The sequence below is a fragment of the Promicromonospora sp. CA-289599 genome (assembly GCF_050936155.1).
GTDB lineage: Bacteria > Actinomycetota > Actinomycetes > Actinomycetales > Cellulomonadaceae > Promicromonospora.
The window spans coordinates 1286164-1312111 of sequence record NZ_JBNJNI010000001.1; the positions used below are offsets into that span (position 1 = coordinate 1286164).

The following is a 25948-nucleotide window of genomic DNA, read 5'->3' on the forward strand; positions in this document are numbered from 1 at the left end:
CGCTGAGAGCGCGATGCCGATGAGGCAGCGCCGATGAGTAAGGGCCCGGTCGGTCGTCGGTAGGTACGGGGCGCCACAGCGCGCCGCACCCGAGACGTTGGAGGACACCGTGACCGAGACATCCACGACGACCGACCGGCCCGCTCGCCCGCCCGTCGTCGACTGGGCGAGCTGGCAGTCGGCGCGGGACGAGCTCCTGGCCAAGGAGAAGGAGCACACGCGCGCCGGTGACGCCCTCGCCGCTGCCCGGCGCCGGCTGCCGATGGTCGAGATCGACGCGACGACGCAGGTCACGGGTCCCGACGGGGCCGTGCCACTGATCGACCTGTTCCAGGGCCGCGACGAGCTCGTCGTCTACCAGCACATGTGGCACGATGGCGAGCCGTTCGAGCGCCAGTGCCCGGGCTGCACCATCAATACGTGGCACGTCCAGCAGTCCGCCCCGTACCTCGCGGCGCGCGGGGTCTCGTTCGCGATGCTCACCGAGGGCCCCTGGGAGGAGGTCGCCCCCTACCTGGAGTTCATGGGCTACACCGAGCCCTGGTACTCGGTGCGGGGCCTCGACGCGCCGGTCGGCGTCGACATGGGCCACATCGTCTGCTTCCTGCGCGACGGCGACCGCGTGTTCCTCACCTACCGGACGACCGGCCGTGGCAACGAGCCGGCCTCCGGGATCTTCGGGCTGCTCGACATGACGCCCTACGGCCGCGGCGAGGCCTGGGAGGACACGCCGGAGGGCTGGCCCGAGGGCAAGGACTCCTGCTGGTACTGGGCGACGGACGCCGACGGGAACGCCACCTGGGGACGGACCCGCCGGGCGGTGCCGCAGTGGACACGGCCGGGGGCGACGCCGGTGGCCGCCCGTGCCGAGGCCGGGCACCAGCACTAGGAGCCGGGGGCCCCGGCGTCGGCGAGCAGCGCGTCGCGGTTGGTCCGGACGAAGGCCTTCAGCGCGGCGGGCACCAGATCGATGCCGGCCAGCGCCGCGTTGTCGCGCAGGTCGACGTGCTCGACGTCGTAGGTGCCGCGTACCGGTTCCTGGAACTCGGGACCGGTACGCAGCGCCAGGTCCATCGAGACGACCCGCGCGAGGAAGTAGTGCTGCACGCTGATCCCGGTGTCCTTGGGCTGGGACGTCAGGAACACCTGCCGGACGATGCGCGCCGTCGCGCCGAGCTCCTCGAACAGCTCGCGGTGCAGCGCGTCCTCCACCGAGGCGTCCTCGGGCTCGACACCGCCGCCAGGGGTGACCCAGTACGGGGCGCGCCCCCGGACCGTCCGCTTGATCACGACGAGATGGCCCTCGTCGTCCAGCAGGATCGCGCGCGCCGCCCGCCGCACCACCGCCGACGGCGGGGTGGAGGTCGCGGCGATCTCGTCGACGACGGGCGCCTGCCGCAGGTACCCCTCGAACAACGGCCCGCCCGCGGCGTCGAGCGTCGCCCGCGCCACGGCGACCATCGTCCGGTCGTCGTGCCGGGCGGCCACCCACCGGGCGGCGTACCCGAGGTCCCAGGCACGCAGCTCACGCAGCAGCCACTTGCCGCCGCCGTCCCACCTCCCGGCCGCCGCGAGCGCCAGGTGCCCGACCCGCTCCCACAGCACCGACCGCACCACGTCGGCCTCGCCACCGTCCCGTGCGTACGCGAGGTCGTCCAGCAGGTCGGTCACGCCGTACCTCGCGTCCTCCAGGGCGGTGTCCGACGCCGGTCCCGGGCCGGCCTCCAGCACCGCCTGGCACTCGGCCTTCAGCCCGGCGACGTGGTCCTCCCCCACGACCGGCACGCCGGTGGCGATCATCCGGGCGAGCGTCGGCTTCCGCCGCGCCGTCTCCTGTGCGACGAACCAGCGGTGCCCGGCCTCGGTGTTCACGAACAGCTCGGCCGGCCAGCCCCGCCACCGCGTGGCGTCGCGGTGCCCGACGGCGTCGTCGGGCACGCACACCACGATGTCGAGGTCCGAACCCGCCGTCCGGGACCCCGGGTCGAGCACGCTGCCGGCCAGGAGCGCCCAGCGGGCGTCCGGGTAGCGGTCGGCGACCAGGGCGGCGGCGTCAGCTCGTGGGTCCACGCCCGTCATCCTTGCGCACGCCAGGCGATGGACCCATCCGTTTTCGTGAAGGGCCCCTCCTGGTGGATCGTCGTGGACTAGCTGATCGACGCGCCGCCCGCCCTGGCCAGGTCGGTCACGGTCTCGTGATGGAACGACGGGACGACGAACCTCATGCTCCGGCCGCGCGAACTGATCACGAGCATGTTCGTCCGGACCTCCCGCTGATCCTGGCCGACGGTGGAGGTGACGGCCGACTGGTACAGCTCCAGATCCGGCCAGGCGTAGGGGTCCAGCAGCCCGTTGACGGCGAACACGATGCCGCCCCGGAACACGAAGAGCTGGGGATCTGGTGGTCGCGGTCGGCCCAGGGGCAGGGGCACGAAGCCGAAGAAGATGGCCGCGACCGCCACCACGTACAGCGCGATCCCGCCCACGCGGCTGGAGGTGCCCCCGTCGGACTGGAACAGGAGCATCGTGCCGAGAAGCGCGGGTACGACCACGAGAACCAGCGCAAGAAGGAACGTCCCGGACGAGGTGTCGAGCGTGATCGTCTGCACGAGCTTGCCGTACCCGTACCGCTCGGCGACCGTGGCCGCCTCGTCTCGGGTGCTCGCCGGAAAGATCTCCGCTGCGCCGCCCCGGTCGGCCAGTCGCTGCTCCGCCTCGGCGTAGAGCTCCAGGACCAGCTGACGCTCGACGTCGTCCCCGGTGCGCTCGACGTAGCCCGCGAGGAACGCGTCCACCATCTCCCGAGGCGGCAGGCCGGCGCCGTCCCTTGGTTCCCAGAGCCGCATCGCGGCCGCGTGGTCGACCTCGAACGCGCCTTCGGTCCTGTTCCAGCGTGCCCCAGGCGGGGGCTTCGTTCCCGAGGAGCGGGCACCGTTCGGCAGGAGGCGTAGCGCGGCCTGGTAGGCCGCTGCGCCGCGGATCCCGCCCGCGAGGAGGTCCAGGCGGTCCATGAGGGCGACGCGTGGCGAGTGCGCCCGCTGGGTGGCCAGCCGTTCGTCGTCGGACGGCGAGCGCGGGCTTCGGTCAGTGTTCGGGTCTCCGGTCATGGCGCTCTCCCCCGTCTGTCGAGAGGCAAACTCTACGGGCGGCCCCTGTCAGGGCAGCGTGGCGTGTTCTACCCGTCGCCGGATGCGCGTCACGATGCTCCAGGTCGCGAGCTTGTGGATGCGCGAGTCGATGACCAGCAGCCGGTAGAGCGCGCCGAGGGCGCCGGGGAAGGTCGCGTCGGTGTGCGCTTCCAGCCGCGTGCCCGCGTCGGTGCCGAGGACGCGGAAGGTGAGCGTGTAGACCGAGAACCGGTGGACGCCGTCGAGCACGAGCTCGGCGGGCGGATCCGCCGTCGTCACCCTGAATCCCGGGACCACCGAACCGGCCGCGAGCGGACGCGGGCCTGCGGCCCGCCTGTCGCGGCAGCCGATCAGGCGCACGTACCAGGACGGTTGCCCGAGCACCTCGACCTGGTCGAGGACGGCGCGCCACACGATCTCCGGCGAAGCCGTGAGCGTGGCTGTGCGGACGTCACGGTAGCGCCGGGGGCCGGTCATGCTGGGACCCTATCGGCGCTGAGGCCCGTGAAACAGCCAGAAAGGGCGTCCGACCTGCCCGTACGTCTCACGAATTTCAAGATGGGCACAACCATCCTGTCGGCCGATGCGTCTTAGGAGTCATGCGAAAAACACAGGCAAAGATAGGTTCGATGGTCCTGCTGGCCGGCCTCGTCGTGGGCCTCACGGCGGGCACGACGACGACCGCCACCGCCGGCACCACGTCGGTGGCCTGCATGGCCGCCGCCGACTGCCCACCCGTCGGGACCGAGGTCAAGCTCGGTGAGCCCACCCCGGGCGCGACCGACAAGTGGCAGAAGGCCAAGACCAACGGAGTCCGCTACAAGGTCCCGGCCAAGTGGACCGGCGAGAAGATCGTCGGCGACGGCGGCAAGGGCCACGAGTGGAACTCCCCCAATGTCATCATCTCCGACGAGTTCGGCGATCTGCACTGGCGGATTCTCGTCCAGTCGCCCTTCGTGGACCAGGAGATGCCGGACCCGGACGAGCTGGACAAGCTCGGCTACTACGCCTCGTACATCGAGGTCGAGGGCGCCACGGAGGCCGTGCTCGTGGCCGCGCAGACCGGGCACTGGGCCGACCCTTCGGTCAAGACGATCGACTTCCAGCTGTGGGTCGAGTCGGAGCGCACCGGTGTCGTCACTCGGTTCATGGGTGAGCTGCCGCCGGGGAAGAAGGGCAAGTTCCTGCTGAACAACTTCGTTCCTACGATCAAGCCCTGATCCTGGGGTAGGGCGGGTGGAGGCGGGTCCTGGCTGTGGTCGGGGCCCGCCTTCGTTTGTTCTTCGCGGGCCTACCGGTTTGCGAGGGCGGATGCTGCCGGTCCACGGGCGGATGGCGGTATCGAGCACCGGCCAGCTGCAGGGCGCGAGGAAGCGCTTTGTCGCTGGGTGCGTCGGATCGAGCACCCACGCCACGCCAAAGACAGGACTTCCTCGTACTCTCCGCGGCAGCGAAGAGGCTCGGCGCACATACTGGTCAGGCGCGAGTCCACCCACTCAACGGGTATCTACGAGAGAGAGGTTGTCCTACCGTTCTTCCATGGCCTTGCTGCAGGAGCTGACGAACCAGGGACGCGTCGTGGGCGGACACCTGGCGACCGGAGCCGTGATCGCCGACCAGTTCGGAAAAGGCGCGCTCAGCATCCAGCACCCGCTCAACCCATTCAAGCGCCACAAGATCAGCGACGAGACCGTCCTTGAGTGGGAGGAACTCATCGTGCGGGAAGGCGTCACAGGCGCCATCAGCCAAGCGGCAGCGAAAGCAGCTCTGCCGGGAGTGGTCGGCAAGGCCGTTGGCGCGGGACTCGGGGCGGTCGTGAGGACCGGACACACCATCCGCGTCGACTGGTCCGACGGCAAGCAGTCCGTCATCGAACTGCCGGAGAGACTGTTCACCATCTTCGCTGCGCTGCTGAGGAGCAAGCAGGTCGTCGAGGAGAACGCAGCACGGCCGGAGCCCATAGAACTCGCCGATGCACAGTCAGGCGTGACCGATACGATCGTCAACCTCGCATCGTCGCTCATCCAGCGACGCAAGCAGAGCACCGTGAGCGAAAGCACCCCTCAGCCGGATGTGGTCGAGCAGATCACCAAGCTCGCCTCGCTCCACAGCGCAGGCATTCTTACGGACGAGGAGTTCGCCCAGAAGAAGGCCGAACTGCTGCAGCGGCTCTGATCCTGCTGTTCGAGCGCGCTCACCCCGCTGGGTCTGCTGGCGTCAGATTCGCTGTCCCGCAGCCTTACGCTTCTCAGCGTTCACGCGCTCCTTCTCCAGCCGGATCTCCTCCCCCGCCGTGACACTCATACGCGCTCCACGACACCCCAGCACGCGACGAGGCTGACCGCCCAAAGGCGGCCGAGCGATCAACTAGAAGTTGATCATGTGGCTTTGGAGGGGTGAATCGTTGGAATTCTGCGGTTTCTAGGTTAGCCCAGGCGTGGCGTGCCTGCTGCGTGCCACTCCGGACCAGGTGCCGACGCCCACCTACGAATCGAGTCGGCTGCGAGTCGGCGCATGCCATCTCTCGCTCCGTTCTCGGCATACCGGCATGGCATCGACTTACCGGCCCATCGATATCACCTTGCCTTACGTCCCGCGTCCTCAGCGTGCGCGCCGTGCCGCCAAGTCGGACGTCAATCTACTTCTCCGCTCGGACCTCCGGGCTGTAGGGGTGCTCAGATCCTGCACGACCTCGACTTGCATGAAGTGCCCGAGCGTTTCCCGCAAGACAGTTCACCCCACTGCTCCTTGCGAGGATCGCAGCCCTCGGGAAGCATCACAGGCGAGCCGGGAGTCCGGGACGCACGGGAGCGGAGCACACGGTATGTCGAAGTCGATCGATGCCAGCGAAATCCAACTCGGAAGGCTCTTCTCGGAGGACTTCGAGTTCCATATCCCGGATTACCAGCGCCCGTATGCCTGGGGGCGCGAGCAGTCGCTGCAACTTCTCGACGACCTCACGGCTGCGTTGGAACGTGATACCGACGAGCCGTACTTCCTCGGGTCCGTCGTACTCATCCAGGCCGACGGCGGCCCCATTGCGGAGGTCGTGGACGGCCAGCAGCGCCTAACGACGCTCACCATCCTCCTGGCCGTGATGCGCGATCTGGTAACCGAGCCCGAGCTGAGCAGGGACATCCACAAGCTCGTGGAGGAGCCCGCAGTTGGGTGGGCGGACAAGCCAGCTCGACCGCGCCTGAGGCTGCGTGAGAAGGATGCTGCGTTCTTCCGCAAGTACATCCAGACCATTGACGCCACGACCACACTGGTCGATCTCAGTGACCAGTCAGTGACTACCGACGCGCAGCGCGCGATTAGGGACAACGCTCGCGCACTGAGCGAGGTGCTCGTCAAGTGGCCGTCGGATCGCGTTCAGGACCTGTTCAAGACCCTGGGCGCGCGCACGTTCCTGGTGACGGTCAGCACGCCCGACCTCAATAGCGCCTACCGGATCTTCAGTGTCATGAACGCCCGCGGGCTCCCCCTGACGCCGCCGGACATCTTCAAGGCGCGGGTAGTCGGTGCGATCCCGTCCGACGAGGAACGGGCCGAATACGCCAAGACCTGGGAGGACCTTGAGGAAGAGCTCGGACGCGACGAGTTCGGAGACTTGTTCCTGTACTTGCGGCTGATCGTCAGCAAGACGCGGGTCGAGCGCAGTCTGCTCATTGAGTTCCCCGAGCAGGTCCTGAAGCCGTACCTTCCGGCTAAGGGGAAGCAGTTCGTCGACGATGTTCTCGAGCCATTCGCGACCGCCGACCAGCGCCTGGTCAACAGAGACTTCGATGCCATTGGACCGTGGGCCAAAGTCAACACCTGGCTTGACCGGCTGTCCCAGATCGACAACGACGATTGGCGGCCCGTCGCACTCTGGGCTCTGAAGAGCCACAAAGACGATGGCGACTTCCTCGCCGCGTTCCTCAAGCGGCTTGAACGCCTCGCGGCCAGTTTCCTGTTGCGCCGCGTCTACACAACTCCGCGCCAGGCCCGCTACCTCGACCTCTTGCGCCAGCTTGACGATGGCGCGGGCCTTGCTGCTCCAGCCTTCGAGCTCACCGATGACGAGAAGGCAGAGACACGAGCTCGGCTCGATGGTGAGATCTATCTCGTCAAGCCGGTCCGGAAGTACGTCCTCCTCCGGCTGGACTCGATGATCGCCCAGGACCCTGGAGCCTCGTACTCCCACAAGATCATCACGGTGGAGCACGTTCTGCCGCAGAACCCGAAGCCCGAGAGCATCTGGGCGAGGGGGTTCTCCGACGACGACCGGGCACGATGGACACATCGGCTCGGGAACCTCGTCCTTCTCAACCGCACCAAGAACAGTGAGGCCCAGAACTTCGACTTCGTCCTGAAGAAGGAGAAGTACTTCAAGAGCGGGCGCGGCGCGGCGATCTTCGCCTTGACACTCCAGGTCCTCAACCACCCGACTTGGACGCCGACCGAGCTTGAAGAGCGCCAGAAGAAGCTCGTTGCGCTGCTCGTGGCGGAGTGGCAACTCTGACCGAATCTACACAGAGGTGAGCAGTGGCTTCAGGACGGCGAGCCGTGGTTTCCCGATTGATCGGGTTTGGCGGTCGTGCCCAGTTCATGGAACTCACACGAACCTTCCGCCAAGTCAAAGGAACCCTCCGCTAATCCCCCGGCGGTTCACGCACCTTCCACAAGCTCGCTCGAGTCTGGGAACAGACCCACCGCGAAGCCACGGCGATTCGATCGAGTCCGACCAACTGCCAGCCCGAACACCCGAGGTAGGGTCCATCCAGTTCTTTGGAGCCACAGGCTCCGGAAGGCGGTAGACGATGGGAAAGTCAGCGAGTGTACTGGGCTTCGAGTTCGGCCGAACGGCACGCGAAATGAACGAGCTCTTTAAGCAGCATGGCTACTTGGAAGGCGAACCTGGCGCCTACAGGCTCACCGACAAGGGTTCGCAGTACGCAGAAGAGCAGTACCACTCGCGAGGCACAGGCGGTTACGCCCACTACAACCGGAGCTGGGAAACTCGTACTTGGAATGACGCGACCATTGCCGCACTCCAAACCGACATGGGATCGGACCTGGGCGGTGCCACGGCACGAGATGCTCCCATAGAGAGCGTTTTCCAAGCCCCCACCTTGGATTACGAGCCGTTTCTGGATGACAGGAGCGACGGCGACGGCGCTCAGTTCGGCTGGAGAGAGTTGGCCATCGCGGGAACCCTCGTAGGAGCGATCCTCGTCGCTCCCCATGTCAAGGCCTTCTACCACACCAAGATGAGGCCGGCTACAGCAAAGTGGCGCGACAAACTGGCAAAGCGAGAGCCAGTTGAGCTTCGAACTCTCGATTCCGCAAAAAAGGTGGAAGAGCAGGCGAGCCCCGTTGCCCCCGAGCTTGGAATCGACGCCCCAGAACCTGGCAGCCCGCAAAGCGGTTCCAGCTCATCCGAAGACTCACCCGGGCCCCACTGACCTGCGGCCCACCGACAGCACGATCACGCGGTTCGCGCGTGAGCTGCGTCCCTGAGAGGCGAGCGATCCAGCCGTCATCGTGTGACAGCGATCGGCGCTACGAACAGGGGGACGTTGCGGCTCTCAATGTCCTGAGCCGCTCGCACCAAGTTAACTCGCGAGAACGTGAACAGTTCACGTGCCGTCACAGGCTTCTCGCGCGCCATAGCGAGCACGACACGAGGAGGGCGGTCTTTGACCCACGTCGGGTCGCCGCCGAGGCTCTCGACCTTCCTCCGGAGCGCCGACAACGCCTGCTCATCGCGAACGAGCGAGTCGGTGGAGACGTAGGCCTGAGCAAACAGGTGGCTCGCTGGCGCTGACGTGACGAACTTCTTAACGTGGACCAGGGTGCCGTCGTCCAGCAGTACGTCACATGCCTCGAAGCCTCTGGGGTGCGCGTCCGTCATTACGAGCTTTCGGTCCAGGCACAGGCCACCGAGCTGCGATGCAAGGTACTGGTTGTAGTCCTTCTCCTCCTTGAATTGCTGCGTCCACGGTGGCAACGGCGGATCGAGTTGCTTACGGAAGATGCTCTCCGCCAGCTCCAGAAGTCGCTCTGCGTACCGGGCGTCCATCTGGAACCACCGCCCGCCAAAGAAGCAATACCGCTTCCCGTTCAGACCTGTCTCGAACGCGAGCCACTTACGTGCCGCGATCTGCGCACTGATCGCGTCCTCGTCTCCGCTGAAGAGCTGGACAGACATCCCCTTGAGTTTCGCGACAGGGTCTCTGGTCTGCTTCAACGGCGTGATGAGGTCATCGAGGAGCGGCAGCCCTTCCCGGATGCCCTTCCGAGACCCACCACCGACAAGCTTGAAGTGCGTCGGCGGCTCGTTGTCGCCAATCTGCTCGAACGGCCACGCCAGACCAAGCTGCTTGCCCTCCGGACCGGCGAGCGCTGCGGCCAACAGATCCTCCAGCTCGCGCACCAAGGTCCTGGGCTTGCTAATCGGGACGAGTTGCTCCAGAACCCCCAGACCGATCGGCGGTTGCTGCGTCAGGATCATCTCGATGTGGTCCAAATCCGAGAGCAATTCGGCCGGCGTGCGTCCCAGCGGGATATTCAGCGCGTCGGCACCTCGGACTGCAATCACGTCCTTCTTCGCACTGAGTCCCGCCGAAGTTCCCCGGGCGACGAGCCTCGTCGCCATCTCGCCGAACGCCTCGAACCCGAAGCCGTTGAGACCGTCACCGTTGGGGACGGTCACGCGCGCGACTTGGGCCCGAGAATCGACAGCGCTGCGGGTCACGGAGGAGATCTTTCCAGGGTCCGCGACTCGGATCGCGACTCGCTGGCCAAAGCTCGCATCGACATATGACTGGTCAATCAGTTGGAAACCCATCCCGAACGTCAAGGCCCAGGCACCATCTTCACCGCGACGGATGAGCAGCGCCGCCGCGGCCGTGATGTTTCCGATCGGCGTCACGACCTGGGTCAGGCTGTGCACGTCCTGGGCCCATTTCGCCTCTGGTGTGGCCATCACGCCAAAGACAAGAAGGCCTTCACGGTCACCGACGGTGACCGTGGTCGTCTCGAACTCGAGATCGTCGGTGTAGCGGTCCCGGACCGCGGCATGCAAGTCCGGGAGGTCGACGAGACGGTAGAGCGTTCTGGGGGTCGTGTTCGACCTTTCGCGGGGCATCAGTCGATCGTGAACAAGCCGGGCAATCGGCGCAAACGCTAGCAATGAAGATCACCCCTTCGATACGTCCCCCGGGCGGATTGACCGCGCTCACGCCTCGCGGCCGGTCGAGGACTCGGTGCGCGTGCCGTCCCGCCGCCGGCGGATTCGCCCTGCGGCTGCTGCCCGTTCAGCTGGACCGTTGGCGTACTTGTAGAGACGGCCAGCCTCGCCGCGAAGACCTCGAAGTGCGGCAGCCTATCCAGGTCTCGCGATTGCAGACGACATAGAGCCTGTGCTTGGCGCGGAGATGGCGACGTTCATCAGGTTCGGTCGAGATGCGGCCCAGGACCGTGCGCCTTGGGCGCCAACGACCAGGGTGACGAGAGGGCTTTCTACCCTTCGGAGACGTGGCGGGTACCGACGGCGATGCCCTGCCCGAACATCCTGCGGGCCAGGGGCTTGAGCCGGTGCTCGTTGTCAGCCCCTTTCGTGCCGCAGCAGACGCCAGCGCACATGCAGCGGCGCGCCGACCACAGTGGCTCGTCGTCTCAGCGCGGGCTGGTGCCGAGCGGGTCGCACGGTCGGCGAGGGTCTGGATGGACTAGCCTCGATCCTTCGTGGGTGAGGTGAGTCAAGGCACGGGAAAGGTACTCTGACCCCGCACGATACGGCCGTTCCCGGGCCGCGAACGCCACCGGCCTGGGCCTACTGCCCCGGCGTCGCTGGTTCCGCTCGCGCAGGTGGTCCGGATGCGAATCCCGTCCGCGGAGGCCCTGGACGCCTAGATCGAAGACGACCTCGCGCAGGGCGCGATCTGGTACCTGGGCGAGGTCGCACGGATCCACCGCGCCGCGCGCTGGCGCTACACACCCGACCCGGACGGCACGAGCGAGAACCCTTCGGTGGGCAGACCGTGGGGCGCGCAGGACGACCAACGACGGCGGGGGGGTCCCGCGACACCCGCGCTGGAGCTCTGGGTCGCGGTCGAGGCGGACACCGACTACGTCCTCCTGGAGCGGTTCGCGGAGTTCGGCTGAGATGACGCTGATTGGTCTCGGTCAGCCGATCCCGAACTGGTCACGGAGCAGTCCTTCGTCGAGCCGTACGGTGGTTCCGCCGTCATCGAGGGCCAGGACTGCGTAGCCGTCGATGTTGAGGGTGCGTCCGACTGCCGTGATTGTGACACTGAGCTCCGATGCAGCGATACCTGCGGCAGCAGCAACCGTGTCGCGATGCGCCCTCCCGTTGCGAGTGGCCAGGCAGCCGAGCACGTCGCCGACGACGGCGTCCGTGACCTCAGTCTTCACCAGCGCCTTCCAGTCGGTGTATGCACGGGAGGCCAGTAATGCGTCGATCCACCCGGGGCTCTTACCGGGCAGCGCCCCTTGCCCGGTGCTCGGCACCGATTCATACCTCACCTCTGCCTCTTCGAACAAGGCACCCTGGCCGGTGCCGTCAACCTCAGACATAGCCCTACGCTTCGGCTTCGCCGGATCGCTCGGGCTCGCGTCTGAGGCGGGCATGGCGGCGCCGGGCTCGACCGGGTCGTGCCACCATCTGGGGACGGAGGGTGTCGCTGGTTCCCAGCCGTCGATCCCCTTGCGTTCCATTGCTGACTGGAAGACAAGGACGGGCACCGTCAGCTCGGCCAGGCTTGCCCCGCCGTGGTATCCAGCCCGGACGGGACCGTAACGGAGGTCTTCGCGCCACAGCAGGACGACCTCTCCCGACGGCGTCGCGACGCGTGGGCCGCGTACCTCGACTTCACCGGGTCGGGTAGGCCCAGTCTCTGCCGGCCGCCACCTCGGCTCGGCGTCCACGGCATTGAGCGGGGTGCTGTCGCGTTCGACGACATGCCCGTGGTCGGAGGTCAAGACAACCACCCGTCCAGCGTTCGTCGCAGCGTCGAGCAGGGCCCGCAGCGGCGTGAGCCGCTCCAACGTCCAGTCCTGGTCCGAGACGTCGTTCTTGTGCATCGTGTCGTCGATCGCGTTGATTACGGCGCCGACCACCGGAACCCGCGCGCTGGCGATCGCATCGACGACGTCGTTCGGCAGCGCTGCACCAGCCTGCCCCCGCAGGTCTCGTTTGACGAACGTGCGCGCGCTCCTGAAAGCCTGCGAGAGCGCTCGGCGCTCGTCGGCGGCGTCACCGGAGCAGATCTTGCCGGAGAACAGCGAGGTACGTGACACACCGGTGACCGTCGGTAGTGCGGCGACCACACCGAGGCGCCCGTGCGCGGAGACCGGGGTCCACTCGACCAGGCCGAGCCGTGAAATCTCGCCTGCCAGGCGGGTTGCGATCGCGGCGCTCATCCCATCCAGCACCACGATCAGTACCCGGGACCGTGCACGCCACGGCTTGACCACGCCCTCGAGCACACCCTCGATGCCAAGGGCGATCACGCCGAGCGTCTCGCGTCCCGACGTGGTCGACGTGACCTCACCGAGCCGGACGGCGGCGGCCGCATCGCGGGTGCTGCGTCGCTCCCGCACCCGGCCGATCAGCCGCCCGTACGCGGCAGCCACCTCAGGATCGTGGGAGCGGACAGCGCCCATCGCTGAGTCGACCCATGCACCGTCGGTCATCTGTCGTTGGACGTCTGCGGCGAGGTGCTCGGTCGGCTGCTCCTCGGTCGCGAGCCAGCGGGCAAGGCGGACTGCGTTGAGTGCGGACTCGTGCTCGCTGGTGTCGTGGTGCTCGATCACGTCGTGCAGGGCATCCTCGACCCCCGTGCCGGAGTCGAGAGCCTTGCCCAGGGCACGTAGTCGCATTCGCAGCCCGGCACGCAAGAATATGGAACGGCTCGCACCCTCGCCCCAGCCCACGTCGTCCAGCAGGGCCTCGGCCTGTCGGATCGCGACCCGGGACGTGTTGTTCGGGCCCGCGGCATCAAGCCGCATGATCGCCGCGCGGGCCACGTCCGCTCCCGCGCGGGCGACGGGCGCTGTCACCGACGTACGGTCGATGTACCTCTCCATGCGTACCCGGGCCGCGATCTGGTGCTCGACCGGCGCGACATCCTGCTCGTCCCAGAGCACGTCGAGCGCCAGCCCCACCGCCAACGGGGTGACATGCTCCTGCTGCTGGGCCACCTGCAGCGCGAGCACGGCCGCCTCACCGATGCCAGCCCTAGCCCAGGCGATCAGGCGCTTGCGCAGGGCCTCGTCCGTGGCGGCCCATGCCGCGCGGATGGGGGGTGCACCCAGGTCGGCTGCGAGCATCACCGGGTCGGGCTCGTAGGTGGCCCCGAGCCCGAGGACCTGCCCGAGCAGTGCTCCCATGGCATGCCGGGCGGTCACCGCGGTTTCTCGTGACCGAGGCCAGCCGCCGGACGGCTGGTGGTCCAGCAACGCGGTCGCCGCCCAGTCCAGGCGCCGCAGCTCGTTGCTCACCTCGCGCGCTCCGGGGAAGAGCCGCGGGACTGCAGCCCATTCGTCTGGCAGGTGCAGGCGCTGCTGCCAAGCACGGGACAAGACCGCATCGCCGAGGTCCCGCTCTGTCCTGTCGGTCAGGACGACGGCGTTCTCTCCGTCCTTCAATCCCGCGATGGCATCCAGAATCCCCAGCTGGGAGATACCAAGAATGACGCGCACTGTGGTCCCGCCGGCCTCGATATCAGGGTGCGGCCACTCGGGCCGGGCGCGCAGGAGCAGAACCTGCTCGTCAGCGTCGAGCAGGTCGGCAGCCTTCTGCCGCACCATCGCCGGGGAGGCCACGACGGCCCGCAGCGGGCTCACTCCCACCGCCAGATGACGGTGAGCTTCTTGCCGTGGACCGGGGACTTAATCGCGTCGACCAGGTCGCGTCCCAGCTGCTCGATGGCTCGTGCATTGGTCAGCACGACCCGAGCTTCCTGCCCGACCTGCTCCCGGACCTCCTCCTCGCGCCGGTCACGTTCAGCCGCGGCGGCCCGGAGCCGCTCTAGCTCGGTGCGCTCTTCGGCTGCCTGGCGGCGGTCCTGCTCAGCCCTGCGGCGTTCCTCGGCGAGCGCCCGCTGCGCCTCGCGTGCTGCCTGCTCGGCTCGCCGCTGCTCGTGCTGCTCCCGTGTGACGGTCGCGGTCCCTGCGGCCGAGGCTCGTGCCGCCGCTGCGGGCCGGCGAGCGACCAGGATGGCCGTGGCATCGCGTACCGTTGCGTCCAGCACAGGCTTGATGTCAACATGCAGCTGCTCGTTCGCTGCCGCTTCCCTCAGACGGGTGACCGCAACGGCTGCACTTTCGTCCTCCAGATCCGGAAGTTGCCCGATCAGCTCCCAGTTCGCATCATCGAGATCGTGCGCGACCTTCCTCGCCGAGCCGATCGAACGGGCCAGCGCACCGGGTTCGTCCGGCAGGTCGAATGCGGCCAGCACCGCGACGGCACCCGCTTCGTCCCGCACGTCCGTCAGCTCGGTCGTGAGATCGAAAGCCTCCCGTGCCGTGCGCAACCGGGCGGAGGTCTCCTCGAGACCGAGCGCCTCACGGTGCGCGGCGAGCGCGGCGACCAGCGCCGCCGCCTCGGGCTGGACCTGCCGTGCCCGCTCCCGGACCGCCCGACCAACCCGCTGCACTGCGGCCGACGACAGGTGGTGCTCATTCGCGCCGAGCCCGAACAGGGCCTTGCCCGTAGTCAGCGCCGCCGTCCAGTCCGCCTGGCTCGGAAGCAGCGGTTCGACCAGCGTGACGTCAGGCGCGAGGCCCCCGACGTCGGGAAGAGGCGACAGCACAGTGCCACCGCGAAGCATCTGGCGATCGGTCATCGCGGTCCAGGCCAGCACGAGCATGTCCTGCGCCTCCTGCGTCATGCCCAGGCTAACCAGCTCGTGCCGCAGCTTCCCGACCGTCACCGTCCCGGTCCGGCTAATCTTGGTGAACGTGTCGTTCCACCGGAAATGCGCCGGTGCGAGCACATAGGTAGTCTCGTTCAGAGCTCCGACGCCGTAGCCGGCCACTACGCGACGCACCTTGTTCGCACGCTGCCGGTCGAGGGCCTCGATGCGTCCCCCGGACTCCATCGCCTCGCGGGCAAGGTCCAGCACGGTCTGCAGCTCGGGGCGCCGGACCTCCTCGTGCCCGTCGGCCACGTCCGGGTGGTCGGGATGTGAAGCCGTCAGAGCGTCGCCGAGCACCCGTGCGGCCGCTTCCCGGAAAGTGGCCGCCGAGGGCTTGTTCGGCGTGAAGACCCGGGCGAGGGTATGGAAGACGTGGTGGGCCGGCGACATGTCGGCCACGTTGTCCTCGGTCGCCTTGTCTATGCCGTACGCCTGCCGCAGCGCGGTGCGAATCTGCTCACGCAGCGCGTCCCGCCGGTTTGTCAGCTGCCGCCTGGCCATCTCTCGCTCGCCGGACGGCAGCTCGGTCGCGTACTGGTCGAACCACTGCGGCCGCAACAGGTGCTCCAGCGACACGAGCTTGCCCACGTCCTCCATTCGCGCGTGGGTGAAGAACTGCGGTATCCACGTGATCGTCTCGCTCGCGCGCTCCTCCTGCCGCAGGGTCTCGACGCGCAGCAGGTCGTCAGCCGGTCCGCGCCCTTCCGGATCGAACGGAACGTCTATGACCAGCCGCCACAGGCCGTCCGCTGCGAGGATCGACTCGCGGGGCAGGCTCGTCTCGTCACGGATATTGCCGAAGAACACGTCGACCTCGCGCCGCTGCCCCCGCCACACGTGATGCAGCACGTGGTCGCGTCCCATCTGGCCCTCAGCCCGGACCGCGCCGATCTCTACGGCGAGCATGCTGCACAACAACCGGACTCGGCTCGCGTCCGTGTCCTCGTTCTGGACCGAGACGAGCAACGCGTCGAAGTCCACGCCGGACAGCTGGAGGCTGATGACCGGATCCTTCGTCTGCGGGCCGACCGTGACCTCGCTGAACTCGGCAGCCCATCCGCGGGCCATCGCCGCGACCGTCGCGCCCTCATTGGCGGCAAGCATCGAGCGGACCGACCCGAAGTTCAGTGCGGCCAGCTTCGAGGCGGTCAGGTTCCGCAGCGATCGCGCCTCGGGTACGAGCGCAGCGATCAGCAGGGTCTTTGCCAGGCGGTCCTCGCGACGGAACGCGCTGTCCCTGGGCGCCCGCTTCGCCTCGGCGTCGGTCAAGCCATGCTTGTCCAGCAAGTAGGGGCGCATCTTGTTGCCGTAGAAGGCCCGTGCGGCATCGAACTGCTGCTTCATCGCCGCGCTCTGCGGATTGGTTCCGTCCAGCACCGCAGCGTCGGCCAGGTCGCCCGCGCCGATCACGTCGCCCACCGTCAGTTCGTCCCGGCCGTCGGAGAGCAGCTGGCTCATGATCTTCAGCGCGGTACGCTCGCGCTGCATCACGGTCGACAGCCCGATCATCGCGTCCACGAGAGCGGGTGAGAACGGGTACACCAGCTCGAAGTCCACCGCGGTGGAGTTCGCCTCGTCGGTCAGGAGGTGGGCGAACGATCCCCGATTCGCCCGGACCTTCGCCAGTGCGCCCTGCAGCGCGGCGCGGGCCTCCTCGCTGACTGGCTGCAGGAGTCGCCTATGCACGATCTGTGGCAGGTCGGCGGCGGCCAGTGTGATCTTGTCGAACCGGTCCTCCCACCACTGGAAGCTGTCACCGATCGCGACCTGCTCGGCGCCGACGGACCCGCCGCCCACGAAGTCCTTTAGGTCACGCTGCCGCGCCACGAACGAGACCACCGGCACTGCCAGCAGCCCGGTACCCGTCTCGACCAGCTTGGCCACCTTCGACGTCTCGGACTGCAGGAACGTGCTGTCGCGCAGGTGCCCGGCCAGCCATAGCACCAGCTCGTCGAGGAACAGCACGATCCCCTCGTAGCCGAGTCCCTTCGCGTGCTCGGTCATGGCCCGCAGGCCGGAGGACATGTCCAGCCACGTCCCCGTCGACTCGTAGGACTGGAAATGCACCCGGATCAGTTCGGCGACAAGCCGCTGGCGGGCCGAGTCCGACTCTGACAGGTGACGAGCTGCGTCGTACTGGTCAGGCGTGATGGGCCCAGCGAAGGTTCCCCAGCCCCCGGCGGCACCAGACGCTCCCTCGCCGAAGGGCTCGAAGAACTTCTCGTCCCCCAGCCGGGCGCGCATCCGGTCGGCATCCTCCAGCAGCGCCTCGGACCGGTGCAGCACCGGCGACGCCTGGTCCGGGTGACGTTCCTTGACCGTGCTCAGGTACCCGCCGAACAGCGCCTCCTCGATCGATGTCGCCGTGAGCAGGTGGTAGTCGATCGCCAACAGGTTGCGGTCCAGCACGCCTAGGTGCTTCTGCACCGGACCCTGCAGATCTTTCAGCGCACGCGCCGTGGCGTTACCTGTCAGCAGGAGGTGCATCACCGCCATGTAGTGCGACTTACCGGCACCGAACGACCCGTGGATGAACGCACCCTTGGACGTCCCGCTGGACAGCGCCGCACCGACCAGGCTCAGCCCTTGGTCGAACGCCTCCGCGATCGACTCGGTCACCACATAGTCGGCCAGCGTACGCTCCGCGGCCGGTACACCCTGGTGCAGACGCATCACGAAGTCGTCGACAAACACCTCGGTCGGGATGTCGATGACCTCCCGCAGCGGCAGGGACACGTCACTCATCAGCTCGCAGCCTTCCTTCCACGCTTCCGCGCCGTCGGCACCCATGCGGACACCTGCTCCCGCGTCATTCCGAGCCCCGCGAGATGTCCGTCGATCTCCTGCCCAACGGCGTCCGCCGCACTGATACCGAACTCCGCCTCGATCTCGCCATGCCACTGCCGCAGCCAGGGCTCCAGCTCCACCAGGCCAGCGACCAGCGGTGTCAGAGCCTCGTCCGAGATGGCCCGATCCTGCTGGTGGTGAGCCTCGCGAGCCAGGGCCAACGCCTGGTCACGGTGGTTCCAGCCGGCCCAGCCGAGCACCACAGAGGCATCCCCGTCGTGGTCGGTCTCGGGGTACAGGATGAATCGCTCCTTCGGCACGTCCAGGGCGCCGCGTGCGCTCCAGTATGCATTCTTGCGGAAGTCGCCCGTCACGTAGCGTGGCGGCGTATCGATGACGACCTTCTCCCCCGCGTCCTCGCGCCGCTGCAGGTCCCACACCCGCTGCCACTCGCGGAACTTCTCCAGGCCCGCCGGCTTGTACCGATACGCCGCGAGGTACGGGATCGCCTCGTCCACTGCGAGCGGGCCTAGCACGCTCGCCAGGTCCGGGTCCGCAAGCCCGCTCAGGACCCGGCACATCTCCCGCAGCACCTGGTCGTTGCGCAGCAGGCCCGCGAGCTCAGCGACGCTTCGGGTAACTGGCCCCTGCTCATCCTGCCATAGGCCCGGCTCCTCCAGACGGTCCAGGATCGCCTCACGCAACCCGGCCGACTGCTGCTTCGCCCACGGCTCCGTGGCCCAGCGTCGCTTGTTCTCCGGGCGCTCCAGGAGGCGGATCGCCGGATCCTGCTTGATCAGGTCGAGGCGACGCTGCATCCGTGTGCGGTGGTCGGGCGCGAAGCGCTCGGGGATCTCCGTCATCGGCGTCGAGCTATGGCGCGCGAACCACACGGTCTCCTCGGTCCCTGCCGCCACCTCACGGGCCAAGACGATCTCGAACGCTCGCTCACCCAAGGCGAGCGAGCCCAGTTCGGTCGACGGCGCCGCTAGGTCCTCGTCGATCAGGCCGTAGAGTCGGTACACCTCCCAGTCAAGCTCTTCCTGCTGCCAGATCATCGCCGCACGGATGCCCAGCCACCGCTGCTCGGCGTCCCGCAGCGCTGCAGCCAACGACGGGCCCTCGCGGTCCGCGAGCCATCGTTTGACGACGGCGCGGGGCGCAGTCGAGGCGAGGTCCCGGGCGAGGGCGTCGAGCGACCGTGCCCGAGCAAGTGGGAGGACCGAGGGTAGAGGGAACTTGTTGAGCTTGGTGGCGGTGAACTCGTAGAACCTTTCCCAGTCATCCGATGTAAAGCCGCCGCCCTCGCCTCGAATGCCCTTGTCGTGGCTCACCTGCTTCAGCCACAGGCACGCCGTCGACGAGTTCAGCACCCCCAGCAGCTCCAGATGCTGCTCCTCACTCGCCCCTTCCGGCAGTTTAATCACGGGAGCTGAGTGGACTGCTACTACTTGATCTCGCAAAAATCCAAAGCTTGGATGTGTCGCTACAAGCGGCAATGCAATCAACCTGCCTGCACGGAATCGCCCACGATTCAGCTGCGAGTACTCCCACCACTCGAGACCCTGTTCTCTCTGATTGCCAGATAAGGCCCGACGAAGCCAGAGCAAAACCCTATAGGGCCATAGTGCGTCCCGCAGTTGGTGCGAGACGCTTGGCATTCCATCTCTATCGTACGGCGCAATCACCCAGTCCTGAGGATCCGCGAGCCAGTCACGCAACTCGACCCCGGTAATCAGTGGACGGCCGTATTCGTCCCCGACTCCCCGTCGACGCATCGTTGCCCTGCCTTGAAGGTACACCTCGTTCTCACGCGTCACCGCTAGCAAACCGATAGAGTCGGCTATGTCCAATAGCCGCGTTGGTGCCAACTCGACTGCTTCTTTGACAAACCGTCCCGCGGACAGCGACAGCGGATGCTCCGTGAGCACGTCTCGCTTCAGGCTCGTCACCGTGATGTACGTGCCCTCGTACTCGTCGTCGTCGATGTGCTCGCGGATCTCGGTCCAGACGCGCCCCTTGGCCGGGTCCTCCGGCTGGCCGGGTTCTCCGCGTGCGCCAAGGACGGCGCGGACGGTGTCGGAGACACGGCGCCGGGTGCGACCGATGATGATGACGGTGGGGGTCCCATGCCCGGGGATGAAGGCGCCGGAGGTGTCGATCACCTGGGTGAGGTCGACGGGGCGGCCGTCCTTGGCGTAGTGGCCGGCGAAGAAGTCCTCGACGAGCTTGGTGCCGAACTCACGCTTCATGAAGGAGTTGGCGGTGATCTGCCCGACATGGCCGGCAGGCCGCCCCTGCTCGCCGCGGATCGCGAGCCGGAAGAAGAGCTCCATGAACGGCACACTGAGCGCATACTGCCGGTGGGCGGTCTTGTAAGCGTCGCGATAGGCCGTTTTGAGTGCTTTGTCCTTCACTGTGATGTACGGCGGGTTGCCGACCACGACGTGGTATCGGCCCGGCTGGAGGATGCCGTGGTACTCGGCCAGGTCCTCGTTGCCGTAGGCGAACGCGATGCTTGGCTCCACCTTCCCGGCTGGATCTCCGTCGAGGGGTCCGGTGAGCGTGTCGCCAAGGTCGAGCTGTCCTTCGTGCCAATCGCCCGCCAACTCGTCGGTGGTGCCCTGCCGTCCCTGCTCGCCGAGCAAGGAGTCGCCGATCGCCAGGTGGTAGCCGAGTTCCGGCACACCGACGAGCGAGACCTCACCCATGGCGCGCAGCCCGGCGACGGTGAGCCGGAACCGGGCGATGGCCACGGCAAACGGGTTGATGTCGACACCGTGGATGGCGTCCATGGCGCGCCGGACCCGTTCCTTGACGTCCAGCCCTGGCGCCTCGGCCGCCCAGGCACTGATCAGCCGGTCCAGCGCGCCGAGAAGGAAGTGGCCAGACCCGCAGGCGGGATCGATGAGCCGCAGGTCCCCGAGGCTGGTCTCTCGAAGGGCCGGCGTCAGAGTGCGGTCGAGGATGAGCTCCTCGACGAACTCGGGTGTCTGCAGCAGCGCGTACGTGCTCTTCGCGTGGTCGGAGAGCTCCTGATAGAGGTCACCCAGGAAACGGGTGTTGAGCTCGGGGTCGTGGAAGTCGTGGACGAGCGTCCCGGCCCGGTCCGTGCGGCGCCAGAACTGCAGCAAAGCGTTGGCGGCCTCCGAACTGATCTCGGCAGTCCACACGGGATGGTGAGCGGGGTCGACCAAGGCCTTCCCGGTCGGCTGTTCGGCCAGGACACGCAGCCCGTGCTGGATCCAGTGGCGCCGGTTGTGCGTGGGGTTGGCCCGGAAGTAATTGGTGACGTGCTCCTCGGCGCGAGCCACCCGGGCATCACCCAGCCCGGCCGTGTCGTAGTCGGTCCTGACGCCGTCGTCGGTGACCATGCTGGCGGGTGCCACGATCCAGCCGACTGGCGCGGGCTCGCCGTCGGCCCGTGCCCCCGCGAGGAGGTCGTTGTCCTCGCAGAACCGAAGAAACGCGGTGGCGACCAGCCACCCGACGGCGGCCTGCTCGACCTCGTCCTCCCGCCAGACCGACCAGGTGCGCGCAGTACGACCGTGATCCCGTGCGTCGGCGTGCTCGGCGCGCAGACGCGCGCCCCACGGGTTGCCCCGATCCTCAGCACGTTCGGTCAGGTCTGCGCGCAACGCCTTGAGCTGGGTCTTGAGGTCGGTGAGAAGTGCGGACGAGTCGATCACGAGGAGGCTCCGGTGGACAAGGACGAGAGGTCTGACGGCAAGGTGATCCACCGGCTTGGGCCGAGCGGCACCGGATCGCCCTCCAGCATCGGCACGGCATGGTCGCCGTGCATCGCGACCAGGAGCCAACGGGCCGCGGGCCGCGCGGTGCCGACGTCGAGCAGCGTAGCCAGCAGGTCTGACATCCCGTACCGGACCAGTGGTCCCGGGTTGACGACCAGGAGCGGGCTCTCGGCGTTGAGCCGCTCCGCCCAGCGGGGGCGGACGGCGGACTGCACCAGGCTGGTCAGGTTCGTCCAGTCGGCGCTCGGCCGCTGCCCGGCGTCCACGCCGACCACGAATTGCCAGTCGATGCCGTGCGACGCAGCCACCTCGCGGGTGGCCGTGACCACGAGGTCGGCCACGTCGAGTCGCTCGACGTCGAATGCCTTCTCCAACGTGTCGGCGGCGCGCACGTAGCGGCGCGGCGGGACGCACAGGGTGAGGCCGGACCGGCCGCGCAGCGACTCCTTGAGCTGGACGGTGACCTCGGAGACAGGGGTCGCCGACATCAGGGTGCCGCTGCTGGCGCCGTGCGAGCGGGACCGTGTAGCCGTGGCAATCTCGTAGACCCCGTCGTTGTTCACCACCCCGGGCAGCACGTTCGCGACGAGCTCGTCCAGGCCGCGCGAAGAAGACGGCAGCTGCACCGTGCCAAAACGCGCCTCGGCGCTGCGCCGGAGGTGGGCTGCACTGATCCGACGGCCGGGCTTGCCCCGTACTGCGTACTCGACGGCTATCTGGGCGGGCAAGTCCTGCGGATAGAGCTCGTCGAACCCTGAGAGCGCTGCCTTCTCGCTCGCCGCCGCGGCCAGGTGTAGCAGCCGGGCGTCGTCGATCACGAGGCCGTACATCTCGCCGGGAGAATCGTCGACCACCTCGCGCAGCGCCTGCCGGGCAGACTCCAGCGGCACCACACCCTGCGCCACGAGGTCGTCCGCTCGCAGGCCCAGGTCGCCCGCTAGCTCGGTGAGCAAGTCGGCCGGCGGGAACTCGTCGCCTGTCCCGTCGATGTCCGTGCTGTCGGTCAGCGCGATCAGGTCAGCCCGGTCCGAGCGACGACGCCGCAGGTCCAGCGCCTTGTCGGGCATCCGCAGATCCAGCTCGTAGACCGCACGCAGCAGCGCGGACGCTTGCCGCAGACGGGCGTCACCAGTCAGCAGCGACCCGCGGGTACCGAGAAGTGCCGCGACCAGCTCGGGCACTGTCATGACGCGTCCCGACCTGGACAGGAGCGCGATCACCTCCTCGCGCACTGCATCCAGAGCCCGGGACGAGCTTTCGCCCCATGCCTTGACCGCGGTCTCGACCGCGCTCGTCGCCAGGCTGCGGTCGATAGCGAGCGCTTCGGTGATGTCGCTGGTCGACGGCCACCACAGGGCCGGCCGGCCGGGCTCGGCGAGACCCAGGACATGATCGACGACGGTCCTTTCCCTGCTGGGTAGGTCCGTCAGAAGGTCCCGTACCAACACCTCCACGCCCTTGGCATCAGTACCCTCAGGCTGTTGGTCCGTGCTCAGCCGCTCACGCCACTGCCGGAGGCGCTGGTGCAGTTCCTTGCGGTACTGCTGCCCCAGCCCGTGGATGGTGTTGACAACGACCGCGTGGACACCCAGCAGGTCACCGACCGTGCGGATCGGCTTGTCTGCATCGGCGCTCAGCCGCTCGGCGCCCGAGATCGCCCGAGCCGACAGACCGGACCGTTCCAGCGGCGTGTCCAGCACCGCCTGTGCGGCGAGGTCGTCGTTCGCGGCGGCGCCCTCCTTGCCTACGTCCAAGGTGGCGAAGATCTCGTTCCACGCCTGAGCGAGTTCCTCCACGCTCCCGAACCGCTTGCCCGTCTCGGGATGCAGGGCGCGGCGGAACAGCGCGGTGAACTGAGTCGCGACCGACGCCTCGAAATAGCGGGGGTCCACAGCGGGCTTGTCGCCCTTGGTCACAGGTCGGTGCAAGCCATCCGTCCACGACACCTGTTCGCCGGTCGCCATCTCGTACAGAGTGGCGGACACGCTCCACAGCTCGGCTGCGCGGTCGTAGCGCCGTCGCTTGCCCTTGCCGAGGTAGGGGTCCGCGTAGCCGGGTGTGCCCGACTCGGCTTTCTCCAGCGGCTCGTTCGACAGGGAGAAATCGAACAACACGAGCGACCTGCGCTTGCTGTGCGGGTCCTTGGAGACGCCGATGTTCGCCGGCTTGACGTCCCGGTGAAACCGGCCCTGGGAGTCGAGATAGGCCGCCGCATCCAGCAGGTCACCGCCGAGGCTCTCCAGCATACCGAGGCTGCACCGACCCTCAGTGGAGATGAGGTGCGCGAGGGTGGTGCTCCCGGCGTCGGACAGGAGCAGCGCTGTCCTGCCGTCGACGTCGAGCGGGCCCTCGACCAGGCGCACGATCCGGCGGTGGTCGAGCGACCGAAGGATCTCCGCCTCCGCCTGCAGAGATCGGACAGCGGTGTCCGACCGAGCGACCTTCAGGACACGTTCTGGGGTCGCGTCGTCAGCGTCGTGGTCGCGTACGCCGAGCGCTATGCCGCTGGACCCTTCGCCGCGCCTGCCGACCACGACGAAACGGTCGGCGACGATGTCACCCTTCTGCGCGTCCACCGGATCCGCGACCGGGGTGGGCTCGGCGTCCTCGCCATCAGGCCGGCGGACCTCATCCCACGCGTCCCGGAGCATCTGGAGCGTGTCATCGATCGTGGGCGGACGCTCGGACTCGATGGTCCTCGTCGCCCACGCCACGACATCAGCCACCGCGTCCGGCATGCCAGGCGCGGCCGTGCGCGGGTCAAGGCACCCGGCCGCCTGGTGCTGGTTCTCCAACTCCGCGGGGGACGTCGCCGGCGCCTTGCCGGTCAGGATCAAGTACGCCAGGGCGCCGAGCCCATAGACGTCCAGCGGGATCGCCGCCACGTCCTTCGCATCCTGTCGGGCCTCGGGCGCGAGATACACCTGACCGTCAAGCCCTGCCGACCCCAGGTCCGCGGCACCGGCGTTGACCGAAGTCCATCGGGTCGTCGCGTCCGTCGACCGCTCCTTGTGTGCGAAGTACCAGTCGCGCACGACCAGGTCGGGCAGCCCACGGCGCACCGGCGTGGCCCACACCCGCGCCGGCGCCAGCGCCCGGTGGATAAGGTGCCTTCGGTGCGCGTAGGACAGCGTCTCCCCGAGCTGGGTGACCAGGGCCATCCGCTCGTCGAAGCTCAGGTCCGCACCCTCGTCCTGCAGGTAGGAATCCAAGGGCTGGGCGGCGTCGTCATGGCCGAACTCCAGCGCCGGACCGTCGTCCGTTATATACACGTTGCTCGGGGCGGCGATCCGCTCGTGCACCACGCCCAGAGTGAGCTGGTACTCACGCCGGGCAAGCTGCTCGATGCGCTTCCGCTCGCTCTCGGCCGCACGCGGCGGGACGTCGTAGAGCCGCAGGCGGCGCGGGACGTCCGGCACGGCCGGGTGATTGACCCGGACGTCCTGCCAGTCCGGCCCCTCGGCGATCGGGTCGGAGTCGCTCGCGATGAAGTCGCCGACCATCCGCTGCTTGGGGCGCGGGCGGAAGTCGGCTGCTTCGCAAATGGTGCGGATCTGCTTGTAGCTGGTCCGGTCGACGACCGGGCGGCGGCCGCTGGTGAAGATATCGCTCACCTGCGGCAGAGCCGGACGTGCCTCGACCTGGTAGCCGTCCAGGGAGTAGACGTGTGCGCGAGCCAGCCCCTGCAGGTCGACCTGACTCCCCTCCCCGTGGAGCACCACCACCGCTTCGTGGAACGGGATCGCCTCGGCCTGAGCCGGGTTCTTCGCGTAGCGACGCAGCACCGATCGCAGCTTCTTGGCCTTGCGGTCGGTCACCAGGTATGGGTTTTCCTGCTTACGCTTGTTCTGCCGCCAAGTCTGCGTTGTACCCCTGATCGTGCCGTGCCAACCCTTGAGCTCCACCACGTAGAAGCCGAAGCGAGTCAGCAGCAGGACATCGATCTCAGCCGTGCGGCCGCTCTCGTCGATAAACGTGAGGTTCGCCCAGCCGGTGTTGATCCCGTCGTGCGGAACGATCTCCCGAAACCGCTCTAGTGCCGCTGCCTCCGCCGGCGACACGGGCTCGCCCATAACAAACCAGTGCGAGTCAGGAAGCATCGACGCGGAACCTCACAGGGATCAGGGGTGGTGGTCGGAGTGCCGTCCAGTCTCCCACTGCCGTCCACAACTTGCGGAAGAGACTCTTGGCCAGGAAAAACACTACCGCCGGCCACAGGATCTCGCGGCGATCTCGTGGGTGAGGTCTCGTAGAGGTTCACCACCGAGGACCGACGGGCCCGTCGACAGCGCAAGGGGCTCGAACCGTTGACCGTGTGCGGTTCGACAACTTCCACCGAGCGGGCGACAGCACT

General features: G+C 67.7%; 14 protein-coding genes. 6 read left to right on the forward strand and 8 right to left on the reverse strand.

Annotated features, from left to right (window positions below; translation table 11 throughout):
- The first annotated feature begins 109 nt into the window (after nucleotides 1-109).
- Nucleotides 110-889, forward strand: coding sequence for a DUF899 family protein (locus ACQEVI_RS05735; RefSeq protein ID WP_432895590.1), 780 nt, complete (start codon nucleotides 110-112; stop codon nucleotides 887-889).
- Here ACQEVI_RS05735 and ACQEVI_RS05740 read toward each other — a convergent pair.
- From ACQEVI_RS05740 to ACQEVI_RS05750, 3 genes are all read right to left on the reverse strand, one after another.
- Nucleotides 886-2070: an NUDIX hydrolase gene (locus ACQEVI_RS05740; protein ID WP_432895592.1), complete on the reverse strand. Its 1185-nt coding sequence runs from the start codon at nucleotides 2068-2070 to the stop codon at nucleotides 886-888. The genes ACQEVI_RS05735 and ACQEVI_RS05740 overlap by 4 nt on opposite strands.
- Before the next feature lie 77 nt (nucleotides 2071-2147).
- Nucleotides 2148-3107 (reverse strand): hypothetical protein, encoded by a 960-nt coding sequence (locus ACQEVI_RS05745; protein WP_432895594.1) that lies wholly within the window; start codon nucleotides 3105-3107, stop codon nucleotides 2148-2150.
- 48 nt (nucleotides 3108-3155) lie between these two features.
- Nucleotides 3156-3605, reverse strand: coding sequence for a hypothetical protein (locus ACQEVI_RS05750; protein WP_432895596.1), 450 nt, complete (start codon nucleotides 3603-3605; stop codon nucleotides 3156-3158).
- A gap of 152 nt (nucleotides 3606-3757) precedes the next feature.
- Here ACQEVI_RS05750 and ACQEVI_RS05755 point away from each other — a divergent pair, with 152 nt between their 5' ends.
- The 4 genes from ACQEVI_RS05755 (at nucleotide 3758) to ACQEVI_RS05770 (ending at nucleotide 8575) form a co-directional block, all read left to right on the forward strand.
- Nucleotides 3758-4348 (forward strand): hypothetical protein, encoded by a 591-nt coding sequence (locus ACQEVI_RS05755; RefSeq protein WP_432895598.1) that lies wholly within the window; start codon nucleotides 3758-3760, stop codon nucleotides 4346-4348.
- 319 nt (nucleotides 4349-4667) lie between these two features.
- Nucleotides 4668-5303, forward strand: a complete 636-nt coding sequence (locus ACQEVI_RS05760) for an SHOCT domain-containing protein (protein ID WP_432895600.1) — start codon at nucleotides 4668-4670, stop codon at nucleotides 5301-5303.
- Between the two features lie 649 nt (nucleotides 5304-5952).
- A complete protein-coding gene (locus ACQEVI_RS05765) occupies nucleotides 5953-7632 on the forward strand; it encodes a DUF262 domain-containing protein (protein WP_432895602.1) in 1680 nt (559 codons plus the stop codon).
- A gap of 298 nt (nucleotides 7633-7930) precedes the next feature.
- A complete protein-coding gene (locus tag ACQEVI_RS05770; RefSeq protein ID WP_432895604.1) occupies nucleotides 7931-8575 on the forward strand; it encodes a hypothetical protein in 645 nt (214 codons plus the stop codon).
- Nucleotides 8576-8649: 74 nt separating this feature from the next.
- Here the strand turns inward: ACQEVI_RS05770 and ACQEVI_RS05775 are convergent, their stop codons facing one another.
- A complete protein-coding gene (locus ACQEVI_RS05775; RefSeq protein WP_432895606.1) occupies nucleotides 8650-10260 on the reverse strand; it encodes a DUF6119 family protein in 1611 nt (536 codons plus the stop codon).
- Between the two features lie 884 nt (nucleotides 10261-11144).
- Here ACQEVI_RS05775 and ACQEVI_RS05780 point away from each other — a divergent pair.
- Nucleotides 11145-11279: a hypothetical protein gene (locus tag ACQEVI_RS05780; protein WP_432895608.1), complete on the forward strand. Its 135-nt coding sequence runs from the start codon at nucleotides 11145-11147 to the stop codon at nucleotides 11277-11279.
- 21 nt (nucleotides 11280-11300) lie between these two features.
- Here the strand turns inward: ACQEVI_RS05780 and pglZ are convergent, their stop codons facing one another.
- Genes pglZ through pglW form a run of 4 tightly spaced genes read right to left on the reverse strand, consistent with a single transcriptional unit; the run spans nucleotide 11301 to nucleotide 25694 of the window.
- Nucleotides 11301-13982 carry a BREX-2 system phosphatase PglZ gene (pglZ, locus tag ACQEVI_RS05785; protein WP_432895610.1) on the reverse strand — a complete coding sequence of 894 codons (2682 nt, stop codon included), beginning with the start codon at nucleotides 13980-13982 and terminating at the stop codon, nucleotides 11301-11303.
- A complete protein-coding gene (locus ACQEVI_RS05790) occupies nucleotides 13979-17800 on the reverse strand; it encodes a DUF6079 family protein (RefSeq protein WP_432895612.1) in 3822 nt (1273 codons plus the stop codon). Before ACQEVI_RS05790 ends, pglZ begins: the two co-directional genes overlap by 4 nt.
- A complete protein-coding gene (gene pglX / locus ACQEVI_RS05795; protein WP_432895614.1) occupies nucleotides 17800-21531 on the reverse strand; it encodes a BREX-2 system adenine-specific DNA-methyltransferase PglX in 3732 nt (1243 codons plus the stop codon). Before pglX ends, ACQEVI_RS05790 begins: the two co-directional genes overlap by 1 nt.
- On the reverse strand, nucleotides 21528-25694 hold the full coding sequence (gene pglW / locus ACQEVI_RS05800) for a BREX system serine/threonine kinase PglW (RefSeq protein WP_432895616.1): 4167 nt from the start codon (nucleotides 25692-25694) through the stop codon (nucleotides 21528-21530). Before pglW ends, pglX begins: the two co-directional genes overlap by 4 nt.
- Between the last annotated feature and the right edge of the window lie 254 nt (nucleotides 25695-25948).